The following is a 16666-nucleotide window of genomic DNA, read 5'->3' as shown; positions in this document are numbered from 1 at the left end:
GAGTGGACGATGTCCCAACCCCGAGTCCTACGCATCGCCATGAACGGCGTCACCGGCCGCATGGGCTACCGGCAGCACCTGCTGCGCTCGATCCTGCCCATCCGGGACCAGGGCGGGATCACGCTGCCCGACGGCAGCCGCGTCACCGTCGAGCCGATCCTCGTGGGCCGCAGCGCCGCGAAGCTCGAGGAGCTGGCCCGCCGGCACGGGGTCGAGCACTGGAGCACCGATCTCGACGCCCTCATCGCCGACCCCACGGTGGACATCGTCTTCGACGCCTCCATGACCAGCCTGCGAGCGAGCACCCTCCGGAAGGCCATGTCCGCCGGCAAGCACGTGTTCACCGAGAAGCCGACCGCCGAGACGCTGCGGGAGGCCGTGGAGCTCGCGCGCGTCGGCCGGGAGAGCGGGGTGACCGCCGGGGTGGTCCACGACAAGCTCTACCTGCCCGGCTGGTGAAGCTGCGCCGGCTGGTGGACGAGGGCTTCTTCGGCCGGATCCTCTCCGTGCGCGGGGAGTTCGGCTACTGGGTCTTCGAGGGCGAGCACCAGGAGGCCCAGCGCCCCTCGTGGAACTACCGGCGCGAGGACGGGGGCTCGATGACCACGGACATGTACTGCCACTGGAACTACGTCCTGGAGGGGATCGTGGGCCCGGTGCGGTCGGTCACCTCCACGGCGGTGACGCACATCCCCGCCCGCTGGGACGAGCAGGGCCACGAGTACCCGGCCACCGCCGACGACGCCGCCTACGGCGTCTTCGAGTGCGAGACGCCCGCCGGGGACCCCGTGATCGCGCAGATCAACTCCTCCTGGGCCGTGCGCGTGTACCGCGACGAGCTCGTGGAGTTCCAGGTGGACGGCACGCACGGCTCGGCCGTCGCCGGGCTGACCAAGTGCGTGGCCCAGCAGCGCGCCCACACGCCCAAGCCGGTGTGGAACCCGGACCTGCCCGTCACCGAGTCCTTCCGGGACCAGTGGCTGGAGGTGCCCGCCAACGCCGAGCTGGACAACGGCTTCAAGGCGCAGTGGGAGGAGTTCCTCGCCGACGTCGTCGCCGGGCGCGAGCACCGCTTCGGTCTGCTCTCGGCCGCCCGCGGCGTCCAGCTCGCGGAGCTGGGCCTGCAGTCCTCGGCCGAGCGCCGCACCGTCGACATCCCGGAGCTGGAGCTCACCCCGGAGGCCGGCGAGGACGCGGACCGGGCGGCGGACCCCGAGACCGCCGGAGCGCTCCGGTGACCGCCGTGCACCTGCCGGACGGCACCGGCTCCCGCACCGAGCACGTGCTCTCCGAACCGGGGGCCTGGACCCGCCCGCAGGCCCCGATCGGCTCGCGCAGGGCCTATGCCGCGGCGCACGTCGTCCCGCACGTCCTCGGGGACAACACCCCCGGGGCGCCGGCGCAGCTGGACTGGGACGCGACCCTGGGCTTCCGCCACGACGTCTGGTCCTACGGGCTGGGCGTGGCCGACGCCATGGACACCGCCCAGCGGGGCATGGGCCTGGACTGGCCTGCCACCCAGGAGCTGATCCGCCGCTCCACCGCCGAGGCGGCCGCCGCGCTGACCGCCGGGCACGCCGGCCTGCGGGGCCGCACGGTGCGCGACCTCATCGCGTGCGGAGCCGGCACGGACCAGCTGGACCCGGCCGGGATCGTCCCGGGCGAAGCCGGGCTGCAGGCCGTCGAGGCCGCCTACCGCGAGCAGCTGGCGGTCGTGGAGGGCGCCGGGGCCAAGGTCGTGCTGATGGCCTCCCGGGCGCTGGTCCGCGCGGCGCGCGGCGCGGAGGACTACCTGCGGGTCTACACCGGCCTGCTCGACGAGGTCCGGCACCCGGTGGTCCTGCACTGGCTCGGCACGATGTTCGACCCGGCCCTCACCGGGTACTGGGGCAGCGAGGAGGTCGAGACCGCCACGGAGACGTTCCTGCAGCTGATCCGGTCCCGCCCGGAGAAGGTCGACGGCGTCAAGGTCTCCCTGCTGGACGCCGGGCACGAGACCCGGCTGCGGGCGGCGCTGCCGGACGGGGTCCGCCTCTACACCGGGGACGACTTCAACTACCCCGAGCTCGTCCACGGCGACGGCACTCGGCACTCCGACGCCCTGCTGGGCATCTTCGCCGGCATCTACCCGGCCGCCTCCACCGCGCTGCAGGCCTACGACGCCGGGCAGCCGGACCGGGCGCGGGCGATCCTCGACTCCACGGAGGCCCTCGGGCGCCACGTCTTCGGCGCCCCGACCTTCTACTACAAGTCCGGCATCGCCTTCCTCTCCTGGCTCAACGGGCACCAGCCCGGCTACCAGATGGTCGGCGGTCTCCACTCCGGGCGCTCGGTGCCGCACCTCGTGCGGGTCTTCGAGCTGGCCGACCGCGCCGGGCTGCTGCTCGACCCCGAGCTGGCGGCCCGGCGGATGGACGCCTTCCTGGACGTCGCCGGAGCCGGGGCCCCGGCCCTGGTCCCCGCCGGCGGCACGGGAGGTGCGGCGTGAGCGCGGACTTCCAGCTGTCGCTGAACACGGGCACCACCCGCCGGCTGAACCTGCAGCAGGCCGTCGACGCCACGGCCCGGGCCGGGCTCGGACACATCGGCGTGTGGCGCGACCGCGTGGCCGAGGCCGGCCTGGAGGAGGCGGCGCGGATGATCTCCCGCGCCGGCCTGCAGGTCTCCAGCCTCTGCCGGGGCGGCTTCCTCACGGCGGCCGACGAGGCGGGGCAGCGGGCGGCCCTCGAGGACAACCGGGCCGCGATCCGCGAGGCCGCGGCCCTGGGCACCGGCGAGCTGATCATGGTCGTCGGCGGTCTGCCCGCCGCCGCCCACGTCCTCGGCGGCACCGGCGACCGCGGCGACAAGGACCTGGCGGCCGCCCGCGCCCGCGTGGCCGACCGGCTGGCCGAGCTCGTGCCCTTCGCCCGGGAGCACGGGGTCCGCCTGGTGCTCGAGGCGCTGCACCCCATGTACGCCGCGGACCGGGCCGTGCTCTCCACCCTGAAGCAGGCGCTGGACTACGCCGCCCCCCATCCCCCGGAGGCCGTGGGCGTGGTGGTCGACACCTTCCACGTGTGGTGGGACCCCGAGCTGGAGGCGCAGATCGCCCGGGCCGGGGCCGAGGGCCGGCTGGCGTCCTACCAGGTGTGCGACTTCAACCTGCCGATCGCCGCCGACGCCCTCCTCTCCCGCGGGATGATGGGCGACGGGGTGATCGACTTCGCCACGATCGGCCGCTGGGTCGCCGCCGCGGGCTACACGGGCCCGGTGGAGGTGGAGATCTTCAACCAGGAGATCTTCGACCGGGACGCCGACGTCACGCTCGCCGTGATGAAGCAGCGCTGGGCGTCCCTCGTCCTGCCGTCCCTGACGGGCGAGCCCGCTCGTGCCCCCGCCTGAGGACGGCGGACGCCCCCGGGTGGTCGTGGCGCCGGACAAGTTCAAGGGCACGCTCACGGCCCCCGAGGCGGCCGAGGCCCTCGCGGCCGGGGTCCGGCGGCACTGGCCCGGGGCCCGGATCAGCACGGTCCCGCTCGCCGACGGCGGCGAGGGCACGGTGGACGCCGCCGTGGCGGCCGGTGCGCAGCTGCGCCGGACGCCGGTCCGGGGCGCGCTCGGGTCCCGCGTGCGGGCGCGCTGGGCGCTGCGCACGGCCGAGGACGGCAGCACCACCGCGGTGGTCGAGTCCGCCGAGGCCGCCGGGCTCGACCAGGTCCGGCCGAGCCCGGCCACGGCCCGTGCGGCGCACAGCTACGGCTGCGGCCAGCTGATCCGGGCGGCGCTGGACGCCGGGGCCTCGGACGTCGTGGTCGCCCTGGGCGGCTCGGCGATGACCGACGGGGGCTCCGGCGCCCTGCGGGCGCTCGGGCTGGAGGTGCTCGACGACGGCGGCGCTCCCGTGCCGCTGGGCGGCGCCGGCCTGCTGCGGGCCGCCCGGCTGAACACCTCCGGGCTGGACCCCCGGCTGCGGTCGGTGCGGCTGCGGCTGGCGGTGGACGTCCGGAACCCCCTGTACGGGTCCGCCGGCGCCGCCCACGTCTTCGCGGGGCAGAAGGGTGCCGACGCCGGAGCCCGCGCCGAGCTCGACGCCGCGCTGCGGCGCTGGGCCGCCCTGCTGGCCGGCACGCCCGGGACCCGGCCCTTCCGGGTCCCGGGCGCGGGAGCCGCCGGCGGATTCCCGTCCGGCTTCCTGGCCCTGACGCCCGCCGTGCTGGAGGGGGGCTTCGAGCTCGTGGCCGCGCTCGTGGGTCTCGAGGAGCGCCTGCGGGGGGCCGACCTGCTGCTGGTCGGGGAGGGCTCGCTGGACGAGCAGTCGCTGCAGGGCAAGGCGCCGCTGGCCGCCGCGGCGCTGGCCGCGGCCCGGGGCATCCCCGTCGTGGCGGTCGCCGGGCGGCTGTCCCTGTCCGCCCGGCAGCTGCGCGAGGCCGGCGTCGGGGCCGCCGCGTCCCTCGTGGACGTCGCCCCCTCCGAGGACGCGGCCCGGGCGCGGGCGAGCCACTACGCGGGGCCGGCCGTGGCCGCGGCCCTCCGGCAGCTCGACCGCGCGCCGTCCCGGGGCGGGGGCGACGCGCCGGTCCGGACGCACGACGACATGACCGGATCCATCCGCCATTGTGGTTGACGTCACACTGCGCGACCTCTAGCCTTGAGGGCAATGCAGATGTGGAAAACGCTTTCCCACCCGTTCCGAGGAGAGACCGATGACAACGAGGCACATCCACACCGAGCCGCTCCGGGCCTCCCGGCCGCGGTTGCGCCGAGGGGCGGTCCCGGTATGAGCGCCGTCGAGGAGATCACCCGGAAGGGCCTGCCCGGGGGCCGCGGGAAGCGCGCGGCGGCCGGCCGGCAGGGATCCCGCGCCGACCGGCGGGACAACAAGGCGGCGGCGGTGTTCCTGGCGCCCTGGATCGTGGGGCTCGTGGTCATCACCCTCGGCCCCATGCTGATGTCGCTCTACCTCTCCTTCACCGACTACAACCTGATGCGCTCCCCGGACTGGATCGGCCTGGAGAACTTCTCCCGGATGCTCGAGGACGCGCGGCTGCACAACTCCTTGAAGGTGACCTTCACCTACGTGTTCGTGGGGGTCCCGCTGCAGCTGGCGCTCGCCCTGGCGATCGCCATGGTCCTGGACCGGGGCCTGCGCGGCCTGGCGTTCTACCGCTCGGTCTTCTACCTGCCGTCCCTGCTCGGCGCCTCCGTGGCGATCGCGATCCTGTGGAAGCAGCTGTTCGGGACCAGCGGGCTTGTCAACCAGGTGCTGGCCCTCGTCGGCATCGAGGGCATCGGGTGGATCTCGGACCCCCGCACGGCCCTCGGCAGCATCATCCTGCTGCACGTGTGGACCTTCGGGGCCCCGATGATCATCTTCCTGGCGGGCCTGCGGCAGATCCCCACCATGTACTACGAGGCGGCCTCCATCGACGGCGCCGGCAAGGTCACGCAGTTCCTCCGGATCACGCTGCCCCTGCTGAGCCCCATCATCTTCTTCAACCTGGTGCTGCAGATCATCCAGGCGTTCCAGTCCTTCACCCAGGCCTTCATCGTCTCCGGCGGCCGGGGAGGGCCCTCCGACTCGACGATGTTCTTCACGCTGTACCTCTATCAGACCGGCTTCGGCCAGTTCGACATGGGCTACGCCGCGGCCATGGCCTGGCTGCTGCTCGTCATCATCGGGGCGTTCACCGCTCTCAACTTCATCGCGTCTAAGTATTGGGTGTTCTACGATGACTAACTCGACAATCGCCTACGACCCCGCCCCGACGGCCGAGCAGGACGCCGCCCCGGCCCCGACGGAGGGCGCGGCGAACCGCCGGTCCCGCGGCCCCGGCGGCCGGGGGCGGATCCGCTCCCTGCTCAAGCACCTGGCGCTGATCCTCACGGGCGGGGTGATGATCTACCCGCTGCTGTGGATGCTGGCCAGCTCCCTGCGCCCCAACGACATCATCTTCCGCGAGCCGGGCATCCTGCTCGAGACCTTCGAGAGCGCCAACTACACGGACGGGTGGACCGCCCTGTCCAGCCCGTTCAGCGTGTACCTGTTCAACTCCGCGGTCGTGGTGCTGGGGTGCATCGTGGGCAACCTGGTCTCCTGCTCGATGGCCGCCTACGCCTTCGCCCGGCTGGAGTTCCGCTTCAAGAAGCCGGCCTTCGCCCTGATGCTCCTCACGATCATGCTCCCGTTCCACGTGGTGATCGTGCCGCAGTACATCATGTTCTCGCAGATCGGGTGGGTGAACACCTTCTGGCCGCTGATCGTGCCGAAGCTGCTCGCCACGGACGCGTTCTTCGTCTTCCTCATGGTCCAGTTCATCCGCGGCATCCCGCGGGACATGGACGAGGCGGCCCGGATCGACGGCGCCGGCCACGCCCGGATCTTCGGGCAGATCATCCTGCCGATGATGGTCCCGGCCCTGGCCACCACCACGATCTTCACGTTCATCTGGACCTGGAACGACTTCTTCAGCGCCCTGATCTACCTGACCGACCCGAACATGTTCACCGTCCCGGTGGCGCTGCGCGCCTTCGTGGACGCCACCGGGGAGTCCTCCTGGGGCTCGCTGTTCGCGATGTCGATCGTGTCCCTGCTGCCGGTGTTCATCGCCTTCCTCGTGGGACAGAAGTTCCTCGTCAAGGGCATCGCCACCACCGGCATCAAGTGACCCGCCCGGGCTCCGTGCCGCCGGGACCGCCGGCACGGAGCCCCACCGAAGACCACCCACCCCAGCAGAAGGAGCACTCGATGCGCAGCGCAGACCCCACCGGCCCGGACGGCACGGCACCGCGGGAGGGGCGGACCCGCTACCTCCTGGTCGGCACCGGCCACCGGTGCGAGATGTACCTCCGCTCGCTGCTGGACGACCACGCCGACGTCGCCGAGCTGGTGGCGGTGGGCGACAGCAACCCCGGGCGGGCCGAGCACTACCGCCGGCTGGTCGAGGAGACCGCAGGAGTGCCGGTCCAGGTCTTCGACCCCGCGGCGCTCACCCGCACGATCCGCGAGCAGGCCATCGACCGGGTCGTGATCACCACCCCCGACGTCACCCACGCCGACTACATCTGCGAGACCCTGCGCGCCGGCGCGGACGCCGTCGTCGAGAAGCCCCTGACCATCGACGCGGAGGGCTGCCGCCGCGTCACCGCGGCCGTGGAGGAGACGGGCCGGCACGTGGTGGTCACGTTCAACTACCGCTACTCCCCGCGCAACACCGCGCTCAAGGACGTCGTGCAGTCCGGGGCGCTCGGCACGGTCACCTCCGTGGACTTCAGCTGGGTGCTGGACACCGTCCACGGCGCCGACTACTTCCGCCGCTGGCACCGGCAGAAGCAGAACTCCGGCGGGCTGCTGGTGCACAAGTCCTCCCACCACTTCGACCTCGTCAACTGGTGGCTGGCCGACGCCCCGGAGCGGGTCTACGCCTCCGGCGGCCTCCGGTTCTACGGGCGGGACAACGCCGAGGCCCGCGCGCGGGCCGGCGCCGTCCGCCCCGCCGGGCCGGACGGCGACCCCTTCGCCCTGGACCTGCGCTCCGACGAGCGGCTCAGCCGGCTCTACCTCGACCACCAGCACCACGACGGCTACCGCCGGGACCAGGACGTGTTCTCCGACGGGATCACCATCGAGGACAACCTCGCGCTCGTGGTCGACTACGCCCGCGGCGCCACCCTCTCCTACTCCCTCAACGCCCACTCGCCCTGGGAGGGCTACCGGGTGGCCGTCAACGGCACCGAGGGCCGGGCCGAGCTGGAGGTCGTGGAGCGCGCGGCCGTGCTGCCCGCCGCCGGCGGGACCCCGGTGGACCCCTCGGTCACCGCCGGGGCGGAGCAGGGCGGGGCCCGGCGGCGCGGCGAGCGGCTGGTCGTCCAGCGGCACTGGGGGACCGCCGAGGAGGTGCCCGTCCGCAACGGCTCCGGCAGCCACGGCGGCGGGGACCGGCTCCTGCTCGCCGACGTGTTCCGGGGACCGGGGGGGGACCCCTACGGCCGGCCCTCCGGCTACCGCGACGGCGTGGCGGCCGTGTCCGTGGGCATCGCCGGCAACCGCTCCCTCGAGACGGGCGCACCGGTGCGGATCGCCGACCTGGACCTCGGCAGCACCGCCGCGGACCGGCGCAGCGGAGTCCCGGCATGACCCGGGTGGTGGTCACCGGCGGGTCCGGCCGGCTCGGGCGCAGCGTCGTCGCCGGGCTGGCGGAGGCCGGCTACGACGTCGTCAGCGTCGACCGCGCCCTGCCGCCCGAGGCGCAGCGGGCGGCCGCGCACCGGGCCGTCGAGCACCGGGCCGCCGAGCTCACCGACCCCGAGGCCACGCACGCGCTGATGCGCGCGGCGCGCCCGGACGCGGTGGTCAACCTCGCGGCCATCGCCGTGCCCTTCAGCGCCCCCGAGCACGTCATCCTGCAGACCAACGCCGTGATCGCCCACACCGTGGCCGAGGCCGCCACCGAGGCCGGGGCCCGCCGGATCGTGATGGCCAGCAGCCCCACCGTGCTGGGCTACGGCTCCCCGGCCGGCTGGCTGCCGCCCGCCCTCCCGCTGACCGAGGACACCCCGCCGCGGCCGTGGCACGCCTACGGGCTGTCCAAGCACGTCGCCGAGCAGGTCGCGCAGATGTTCGCCGCGGCCCGCGGCGGGAGCGTGCGCTACGCCTCCTTCCGCCCCTGCTACGTGATCGCCCCCGAGGAGTGGGCCGGCGCGCCGACCCAGCAGGGGCACACCGTGCGCGAGCGCCTGGACGACCCGGCGCTGGCCGCGCCGGCGCTGTTCAACTACGTGGACGCCCGGGACGTCACCACCTTCCTCGAGGCGCTGCTCGAGGGGATGGGCGCCGTCCGCAACGGGGACACCTTCTTCGTGGGCGCCGCCGACGCCCTGGCCCGGCGCCCGCTGGCGGAGCTGATCCCGCAGTTCGTCCCCGGCAGCGAGGAGCTCGCCGCGGGCCTGACCGGGACGGCGCCGGCCTTCAGCATCGACAAGGCCCGCGAGGAGCTGGGCTGGGAGCCGGCGCGCTCCTGGCGCACCGAGCTCCGCGAGGACGCCGGTGACCCGGCCTCCGGGGAGCTCGCCGGCGCCGGGCGGCACGGGAAGGACACCGCATGAGCATCGCCGCCGTGCACACCGAGCTGATCACCGCCCGGCTGCTGCGCAGCTGGGGCCCCGAGGCCCCGCGCAACCACCTGATCGCCGTCACGGTCGTGGCCGACGACGGCGCCACCGGCACCGGCTTCTCCTGGACCCCGACCATCGGGGCGCGCGCCGTGCAGGCGCTGCTCGACGACGACCTCGCCGCCTTCGTCCGCGGCCGAGACGAGCACCCGGAGGTGCTGTGGGACGACGCCTGGAAGTTCCTGCACGAGGGCGGCACGGGGCTCACCGGCATCGCCCTCGCGGGGATCGACCTGGCCCTGTGGGACCTGCGGGCCCGGCGGGCCGGCCTGTCCGTGCCCGCGCTGCTGGGCCGGCGGCAGCAGGACGTGGCCGTCTACGGCTCCGGCGTGAACCTGCACTACGAGCTCGACGAGCTGCGGGAGCAGGTGCGCCGCTGGGTCGCCGCGGGCTTCGGCGCCGTCAAGATCAAGGTGGGCCGGCCCGACCTGCGCGAGGACGTCGAGCGCGTGGCCGCCGTGCGCGAGCTGCTCGGCCCCGACCGCGGCCTGATGATCGACGCCAACCAGCGCTGGGACCTGCCCACGGCCCGCCGGGCCCTGGACGCGCTGGAGCCCTTCGCGCCCTCGTGGCTGGAGGAGCCGCTGCGCGCGGACGACCTCGAGGGCTACCGCCAGCTGCGACGGTTCAGCCGTGTGCCCATCGCGCTCGGGGAGAACCTGCACAACGTCTACCGGTTCCGGGACTTCATCGCCGCCGGGGCCGTGGACATCGTCCAGCCGAACATCGTACGGGTGGGCGGCATCACTCCCTTCCGGCGGATCGTGGAGCTCGCCCGCACCCACAACGTGGGGATCGCCCCCCACCTGCTGCCGGAGCTCTCGGGGCAGCTGGCGCTGACCCTCGCGGAGCCGACCATGGTGGAGGTGGTCGAGGACGCGGGGTTCGCCGATCTCGGCGTCCTGGCCGGGCCGTCCCCGGTGCGCGTCACGGGGTCACGGCTGGAGCTCCTGGACCGCCCCGGACTCGGCCTGGCGCTGCGGCAGCAGGCGCTGCCCGCCCTGCAGGAGGCCGCGGTCTGACCCCGCCGGCCCCTGGTCACCGGGGGCGTCGGGGGTGCGCCGGGCCTGCTGCCGGGCCCGCAGCAGCGCGTCCGTCTGGCTCGCCCAGCCGAGCCGGTGCTGCTCGAAGCGGGGCACCAGACCGGCGATCGTGAGGACGACGCCGAGCACCACCGTGCCGACGAGCAGGTCGTACGGGGCCCGGCCCCCGAGGAGCGTGAGTCCCATGCCGGCCATCGCGGGGGCCGTCATCAGCACGCCGAGAGCGGCCACCACGTCCGCCAAGGTCATTCTCATCTGCAAACCTCCTCGGCACGAGGCTAGACCTTTGTCCAGTCCGGGGCGCAGTGTGCCCCTTGATGACGTGCCGACCACGGACGACGTGCCCGCCCGGGCGGTTCGCGGCGGCCGGCCCGGCGGGGAGGCCGCGCGGGCGGTCCCTCCGCCGCGGGACGGGGGCGGGTCAGCACTCCACGACGTTGACGGCGAGTCCGCCCAGGGCGGTCTCCTTGTACTTGTGGCTCATGTCCTTGCCGGTCTCGCGCATCGTCACGATGACCTGGTCGAGACTGACCCGGTGCGTGCCGTCCCCCCACATGGCCATCTTGGCGGCGTTGATGGCCTTGGCCGCGGCGATCGCGTTGCGCTCGATGCACGGGATCTGCACCAGGCCGCCGATCGGGTCGCAGGTCAGCCCGAGGTTATGCTCCATGGCGATCTCGGCGGCGTTCTCCACCTGGGCGGGCGTGCCGCCGAGGACCTCCGCCAGGCCGGCGGCGGCCATCGAGGAGGCGGACCCCACCTCGCCCTGGCAGCCGACCTCGGCCCCGGAGATCGAGGCCTGCTCCTTGTAGAGCACCCCGACCGCCCCGGCCGTGAGCAGGAACCGGACCACGAGGTCCTGCCGGGCGGCCTCGAGCGCCTCCGGGCCCTCGGCGGCGGCGGCCCGGGCCGCGGGGGAGTAGTGGGTGGCGTAGAACAGCACCGCCGGGATGATGCCGGCCGCCCCGTTGGTGGGGGCGGTGACCACCCGGCCGCCGGAGGCGTTCTCCTCGTTGACCGCCAGGGCCACGAGGTTCACCCACTCCGGCCAGAAGCCCGGGTCCCGGTCCGGGTCCTCGGTGCGCAGCCGCCGGTGCCACTCCGGGGCGCGGCGGGCGACGTCCAGCCCTCCGGGCAGCGGGCCCGTGCGCCGGAGGCTGGAGTCCTTGCACTCCTCCATCACGGCCCAGATGTGCAGCAGCTGCTCCCGGATCTCGTCCTCACGGCGCCACGTCCGCTCGTTGGCCAGCATCACCTCGCTGATCGGCCGGCCGGTGCCCGCGCAGTGGCCCAGCAGCTCCCGGGCGGTGCGGAAGGGGTGGGGCACCTGTGCGCTGGCGGCCTCCAGCTCGGCCGCGGCGGTGTCCTCCTCGCCCTCCCGGACGATGAACCCGCCGCCCACGGAGAACCAGGTCTCGCCGGCGAGCACGGTTCCGTCCGCGTCGAGCGCCTGGAAGCGCATGCCGTTGGTGTGCCGCTCCAGCACGGTCAGCGGGTGCTGCACCATGTCCGCGACGCCGTAGCGGAGGTCCCTGCGGTGCCCGAGGGCCGCGCACAGCCGCAGCCTCCCGGTGCCGGCGATGTCGGCCAGCCGCTCCTCCACCTCGTCGGGGCGGACCTGCTCCGGGTCGTAGCCCTCCAGACCCAGCAGGATCGCGGTGAACGTGCCGTGGCCGCGACCGGTGGCGGACAGCGACCCGTAGACGTCCACGCGCAGGTCGGCGGTGCGCTCCAGGAGGTCCTGGGCGACCAGGGTCCCGGCGAAGCGGCGGGCGGCGCGCATGGGCCCGACGGTGTGCGAGCTCGAGGGGCCGATGCCCACGGTGAACAGATCGAAGACGCTGATGGCCATGGTGGTGCTCCAGAACAGAGTGGCGGCCCCGGGACGGGGTGGACGGGATGACGGGAGGGCGTCGGCCGCTGCGCTGCGGCCCGGCTCCCCTGCTGGACGACGGCCGGCGGCGGCTGCCGCACCGGACCGGGCGTGACTCGCACGGGCCCACCGGCGGCCTCCGCGGCATGCGCTCGGGGGACGACGGCGGGTCCTCCGGGGAGGTCTCGCCGCGGACGGGTCGGCCTCCAACGGAGGCGGTGTCCCCGCGGACGCCTCCGGCGGCACGGGCGCGCCCCGGTGCGGTCGCGGCGGGCCGAGGTGGTCGTCATCGAGGAACTCCGGGCTTCTGCGCGGTGGGCTCGCGCGGTCTGCGGGTTCCTCCCCGATCTGTTGCACGGCCTGAGAGTTTCCGCCGCACCCGGAGGGGGTGCGGCTTGCTCCGTCGGCGAGCGCGGACCAGGCCACGCCACTTTCCAGAGGTGCCTCGGCGCGGCGGTGCTTGGGCCTGAGAGTTTCCCGGGGAGGAATTGCTCCTACGGCGCCCGATCGGTGTGGCCGAGCGGGTCTCTCCCGCCGCGCGTCGATGGCGGCAGTCGTGTGACTGTCAGCACAATCTAGTGGAGGCGGCCGCAGGAGGCAACGGCGCCTGCCCCTCGCGCACCGCGGCGCCGGTCATCGGCGTCTCCCGGGCCGCGGCCGGCCGGGCCACGGCCCGGCGCCGTTCAGCGCTCGAGCGTGGCGGGGCGGTCCCGGCCGCGCACCCGGACGACCGGCCAGCGGGGGTCCACCGACAGCGGCCGGGGCCCGCCGGCGCCCAGCAGCACGGTGTCCTCGATCTTCGCGCCGGGGGCGGAGGGGTTCCACGCGAAGGCCTGGTGCTCGTGCACCCGGTCCGGGACACCGGGGACCAGCCGCGGATCGCGGCCCGCGTAGCCGGCGGGGCCGCCCTGGTGGTGCCGGGTCCACTCCCCGGCGTCGAAGCCGTGGCGCGGATAGGCCTGCTGGAGGACCGGGAGCACGTCCGCGAGCGGCAGCCCGGGGCGCAGGGCGTCCAGGACGTCGGCCTCGACCTCCGCGATCCCCGCCTCCGCGTCGGCCTCCTGCGCGGTGGCGGGACCGAAGCGGACCCAGCGGGTCACGTTGGCGATCAGCCCGCCGCGGCGGGCGCAGACCACGGCCATCGCCCGCCGCCCCAGCGGGGCCGCGGTCGGCAGGGGGTGGCGGTGCGCCAGCCGCTGCGCGCCGCTGCACAGCAGCACGATCGGCTCCGCGCCGCGCCGCACCAGCCCGGCGGACAGCTCGGCGGCGACCTCCCGCTCGGTGCTGTGCGGGGTGGCCCGGCTCAGCACGTCCGTGAGCACGGCGGCGGCGACCCGGCACAGGGCCTCGTAGCGCAGCGTCTCCCCGGGCAGCAGGGACGCGCGGGCGGCCCGGAGCGGGGCCGCGAGACAGTCCTCGGCGAGCACCGCCATCGAGCGGGCGGCGGGGAACCAGCTCTCCGGGGCGGCCGGGGCGGCGTGCCACGGCAGCTCGTGCAGGCGGACGTCGTCGGGCAGCTCCTCGGCCGTGAGCCGGGCCGCCTCGCTGGCGGAGGTCACCACCTCGTCCCCGTCCTGGTGCACCAGCACGGACGCCACCGGCGGGCCGGCGAGGGAGACGTGCACGCGGGCCCCGTCGAGGTACCAGGACACCGCCGTGGCGCTCTCCAGGAGCACGGCGTCCCCGCCGTGCTCCTGGAGCACGCGCAGGACCCGGCGCCGCTTCTCCGGCCGATCGGCGCCCGAGGAGCTCACGCGCCGGGGCTCTCGGCCGGGCCGCGGCTCTCGGCGGCAGCGTCGAGCAGGGCCTGCACCCCGGTGGCGTCCAGGCGGCCGTCCACCACGAGGACGTGCACCGCCCGCTCGAGCGGGGCCTCCGGGCCGGTGGTCACCGGGGCGTCCCAGGCCGGCGCGAGGCCCGCCCCCGGATAGCCCGAGACGCGGACGAACCACGGGTCGGCCGACGGCCCTCCGTGGCGCAGGACGAGCGTGGCGGGGCGCCCGGCGAACTCGGCGGAGAAGGCCAGCCACGGGGACACGCTTCCGTGCACGGCGTCCTCGCCCGCGGCGGCCGCGGTGAACACGTCCGCGTCCGTGCAGGCCGGCAGGCGCCAGAAGAACCCGCCGTAGCCGCCGCCGGCGCGCCCGTTGGCCCCCGGGCTGCCCAGCTGCACGGGGCGGTTCCCGGCCGGGGAGAGGCGGAAGCGCAGACCGAGCTCCCAGGCGTGCTCGGTCACGGGGCGGAAGGTCCAGCGGCGCTCCTCGGCCAGGACCGCGGTGCCGTCCGGGCCGGCCCAGGACAGCTCCTCGTCCAGCCGGGTGTCCGTGGCGTGGGCCGCGACGCGGCGGACACGGCCGTGGTCGTCCCGCCACACGTACCGCTGGTCCTCGCGGGTGTAGGTGCGCCCGCCCCAGAAGTTGAGGCCGTCCACGTCCTGCAGGGCGGTGCTCACGCCCAGGTGCCAGACGTGGTCCAGCGGCTGCTGGTCCGTGACGGTGACGCCGCCGAGGGTGCGGACCGGGTGCAGGAACGGGCGCGGCGAGGAGGTCGGGGCGATGCCCTCGCCCGTGCGGACCCGGGCGACCTCGCGGCCCGCCACCACGAAGCGCTCGCCGGTCGCGGCGGGGACCGCCCACGGCGCCCCGATCCCCGTGAAGCCGGACTGCGCCGCGACCGCGCGGGCCGCCCAGTCCTCGACCCCGGGCAGGACGGCGCGGCGGGTCCCGCCCTCCTCGAGCCACCGCACGTGCTCGGGGTCGATCGGCACGGGGTCCGGGGCGGTGCGCACGGCGTCGAGCACCCGCATGAAGGCGCCCGTGGCGGCCAGGGGGCAGAGCAGCGCGGCGCCGTCGCGGCGGGCGGCGATCAGGTTCTCCAGCAGGTTGGTGCGCCCGGAGCTGACGGTCCGCGTGCCCTCCGGCCCGGAGACGGTCAGCTCGTCGCGGGTGTAGTGCAGGACCGCCCGGCCCTCGGTGCCCTCGACGGTGATGAAGGGGTCCTGCTGCTCGGCGGCGCACAGCGTCAGGGCGCACGTGACGGGGACGCCGGACGCGGTGCGGACCCGGACCACCGAGGTGTCGTCCGACTCGATCGCGTTGGCGCGGTACAGCTCGGTGCGCAGCTGTGCGACGTCCTCGGCGCTCCGCGCCCCGGCGATGTGCAGGGCGGTCATGACGGCGTGGGCGAGGGGGTTCGTGACCACCCCGTCCACCACGTCCACACCGCCGATGCGGCGCCGGCCGGCCCAGGGGGAGCGGGTGAAGTAGCCGGTGTCCCGGGACCACAGGCCCGTGGCGCCCACGGCGCGCAGCCGCCCGATCTCCCCGCTCGCCAGCAGCCGGTCGATGAGCCCCAGCGCGTGGGAGCCGATGCTCTGGAAGCCCACCTGGACGAGACGGTCCGCCTCCTCGGCGGCGCCGAGGAGGCGATGGAACTGCTCGAGGTTGGCCACCGGCGGTTTCTCGAGCAGGACGTCGGCCCCCAGGTCCAGGGCCGTCAGGGCGAGGTCGAAGTGGGTGTCGATCGGGGTGGAGACCACCACCACGTCGACGTCGAGTCCTGCGGCCCGCAGCTGCTCCAGGTCGCCGAACATCGGCACGTCGGCCCCGAGCGCCCCGTCGTCGTCGGCGCGCCGGTCGACGGCAGCGACGAGCCGGACGCCGCCCTCCTCCTGGAGCCGGCGGATGTTCGCCAGGTGCCGCTCCCCGAAGCCCCCGATCCCCACCAGGCAGATCCGGACGGGGACCTTCCCGTGGGCGCCCGCCCGGCGGGGTTCGGCGGTCGGGGCAGGAGCGGTCTGGGCTGGCACGGGATCTCCTCGGACGCGACGGGAATGCGCTTTCCAACGTATCGGCGGGGCGCCGGTGTGTCAACAGTCACACTTCCCGCCTCGCGGTGGGCGCTGCCGCGCCGCGGAGCCCCGGTCGGCGGACCGGGAGCCCGGGCTCCACCCACGCCCGGGGCGGCCCGGTGGGTCGGGCGGTCCTGTCGACCGCGCGTTCCGCACGGCGGACGACGGCAGCGGGCCCGGCGCCTCTCGTGGCGGTGCCGGGCCCGCTGCCGTCGTCTCGTGGTGCCGGGGGTGGTCAGTCGGGCAGGCGGGTGCCGGTGGTGGTGTCGAAGAGGTGGAGGTGGTCCAGGGTGGGGGTGACCCAGATGGTGGACCCGGCCTTGGGTGGGGTGCGGCCCTCGGCGCGCACGACGATCTCGTGGGCGGCGGGGGCGTCCTCGCCGGTTCCGTCGGTCTCGGCGGTGGGGTCGATCTGCACGATGGTGTTCGCGGCGGTGACCGGGGCGAGGTGGCCGTAGACGAAGGCGTCGGCGCCGAGTTCTTCGACCACATCGGCCACGATCGGCAGCCCCTGCCCCTCGCCGGCCGGGGTGAGGTCCTCGGGGCGGATGCCGACGGTGACCTGGTGGCCGGTCAGTGCCGCCCGCTGGGCGGGGCTCAGCGGGATGGCCAGGGTGCCCAGGTTCACCCCGGTGTCGGTGACCGGGGAGCGGAAGAGGTTCATCGCCGGGGAGCCGATGAACCCGGCGACGAACTCGGTGGCGGGCCGGTCGTAGAGGGCCCGGGGGGTGTCGACCTGCATCAGCACCC

Annotated in this window: 12 protein-coding genes, 2 pseudogenes and 1 riboswitch; of the genes and pseudogenes, 9 read left to right on the top strand and 5 right to left on the bottom strand. The window is 74.9% G+C overall.

Annotated features, from left to right (window positions below):
* Positions 1–9: 9 nt before the first annotated feature.
* From BJF77_RS06370 to BJF77_RS06330, 9 genes and pseudogenes are all read left to right on the top strand, one after another.
* A pseudogene (locus BJF77_RS06370) lies at positions 10–1238 on the top strand (Gfo/Idh/MocA family protein).
* Positions 1235–2488, top strand: a complete 1254-nt coding sequence (locus BJF77_RS06365) for a dihydrodipicolinate synthase family protein (protein WP_047803107.1) — start codon at positions 1235–1237, stop codon at positions 2486–2488. The pseudogene BJF77_RS06370 and the gene BJF77_RS06365 overlap by 4 nt, the downstream one beginning before the upstream one ends.
* Entirely contained in the window at positions 2485–3384 is a 900-nt protein-coding gene (locus BJF77_RS06360) for a sugar phosphate isomerase/epimerase (protein ID WP_075871630.1), read from the top strand. The genes BJF77_RS06365 and BJF77_RS06360 overlap by 4 nt, the downstream gene beginning before the upstream one ends.
* Positions 3371–4606: a glycerate kinase gene (locus tag BJF77_RS06355; RefSeq protein WP_075871629.1), complete on the top strand. Its 1236-nt coding sequence runs from the start codon at positions 3371–3373 to the stop codon at positions 4604–4606. The genes BJF77_RS06360 and BJF77_RS06355 overlap by 14 nt, the downstream gene beginning before the upstream one ends.
* Positions 4607–4759: 153 nt before the next feature.
* A complete protein-coding gene (locus BJF77_RS06350) occupies positions 4760–5719 on the top strand; it encodes a carbohydrate ABC transporter permease (RefSeq protein WP_047803105.1) in 960 nt (319 codons plus the stop codon).
* On the top strand, positions 5712–6647 hold the full coding sequence (locus tag BJF77_RS06345) for a carbohydrate ABC transporter permease (protein WP_075871628.1): 936 nt from the start codon (positions 5712–5714) through the stop codon (positions 6645–6647). The genes BJF77_RS06350 and BJF77_RS06345 overlap by 8 nt, the downstream gene beginning before the upstream one ends.
* 80 nt (positions 6648–6727) lie before the next feature.
* Positions 6728–8116, top strand: a complete 1389-nt coding sequence (locus tag BJF77_RS06340) for a Gfo/Idh/MocA family protein (protein WP_075871627.1) — start codon at positions 6728–6730, stop codon at positions 8114–8116.
* Positions 8113–9084 carry an NAD(P)-dependent oxidoreductase gene (locus tag BJF77_RS06335; protein ID WP_075871626.1) on the top strand — a complete coding sequence of 324 codons (972 nt, stop codon included), beginning with the start codon at positions 8113–8115 and terminating at the stop codon, positions 9082–9084. The genes BJF77_RS06340 and BJF77_RS06335 overlap by 4 nt, the downstream gene beginning before the upstream one ends.
* Positions 9081–10172 (top strand): mandelate racemase/muconate lactonizing enzyme family protein, encoded by a 1092-nt coding sequence (locus BJF77_RS06330; RefSeq protein WP_075871625.1) that lies wholly within the window; start codon positions 9081–9083, stop codon positions 10170–10172. The genes BJF77_RS06335 and BJF77_RS06330 overlap by 4 nt, the downstream gene beginning before the upstream one ends.
* On the opposite strand, the gene BJF77_RS06325 is transcribed toward BJF77_RS06330, so the two are convergent.
* The 5 genes and pseudogenes from BJF77_RS06325 to BJF77_RS06305 form a co-directional block, all read right to left on the bottom strand.
* A complete protein-coding gene (locus BJF77_RS06325; protein ID WP_139318461.1) occupies positions 10086–10448 on the bottom strand; it encodes a hypothetical protein in 363 nt (120 codons plus the stop codon). The two genes, BJF77_RS06330 and BJF77_RS06325, sit on opposite strands and share 87 nt — an antisense overlap.
* 166 nt (positions 10449–10614) lie before the next feature.
* Positions 10615–12045 (bottom strand): L-serine ammonia-lyase, encoded by a 1431-nt coding sequence (locus BJF77_RS06320; RefSeq protein ID WP_047803099.1) that lies wholly within the window; start codon positions 12043–12045, stop codon positions 10615–10617.
* A 465-nt stretch (positions 12046–12510) separates the two neighbouring features.
* Positions 12511–12610, bottom strand: a riboswitch (glycine riboswitch).
* A 139-nt stretch (positions 12611–12749) separates the two neighbouring features.
* A complete protein-coding gene (locus tag BJF77_RS06315; protein WP_075871624.1) occupies positions 12750–13820 on the bottom strand; it encodes a Xaa-Pro peptidase family protein in 1071 nt (356 codons plus the stop codon).
* Complete coding sequence (locus BJF77_RS06310; RefSeq protein WP_075871623.1) at positions 13817–15874, bottom strand: DUF6807 family protein; 2058 nt, start codon at positions 15872–15874, stop codon at positions 13817–13819. The genes BJF77_RS06315 and BJF77_RS06310 overlap by 4 nt, the downstream gene beginning before the upstream one ends.
* Positions 15875–16151: 277 nt before the next feature.
* Positions 16152–16666: pseudogene (locus tag BJF77_RS06305) on the bottom strand (sugar ABC transporter ATP-binding protein); the annotation flags it as partial.

The sequence above is a fragment of the Kocuria sp. CNJ-770 genome (genome assembly GCF_001942375.1).
Classification (GTDB): domain Bacteria; phylum Actinomycetota; class Actinomycetes; order Actinomycetales; family Micrococcaceae; genus Kocuria; species Kocuria oceani.
The sequence above is the reverse complement of the archived record's forward strand: the minus strand, read 5'-3'. Positions and strand labels throughout refer to the sequence as shown.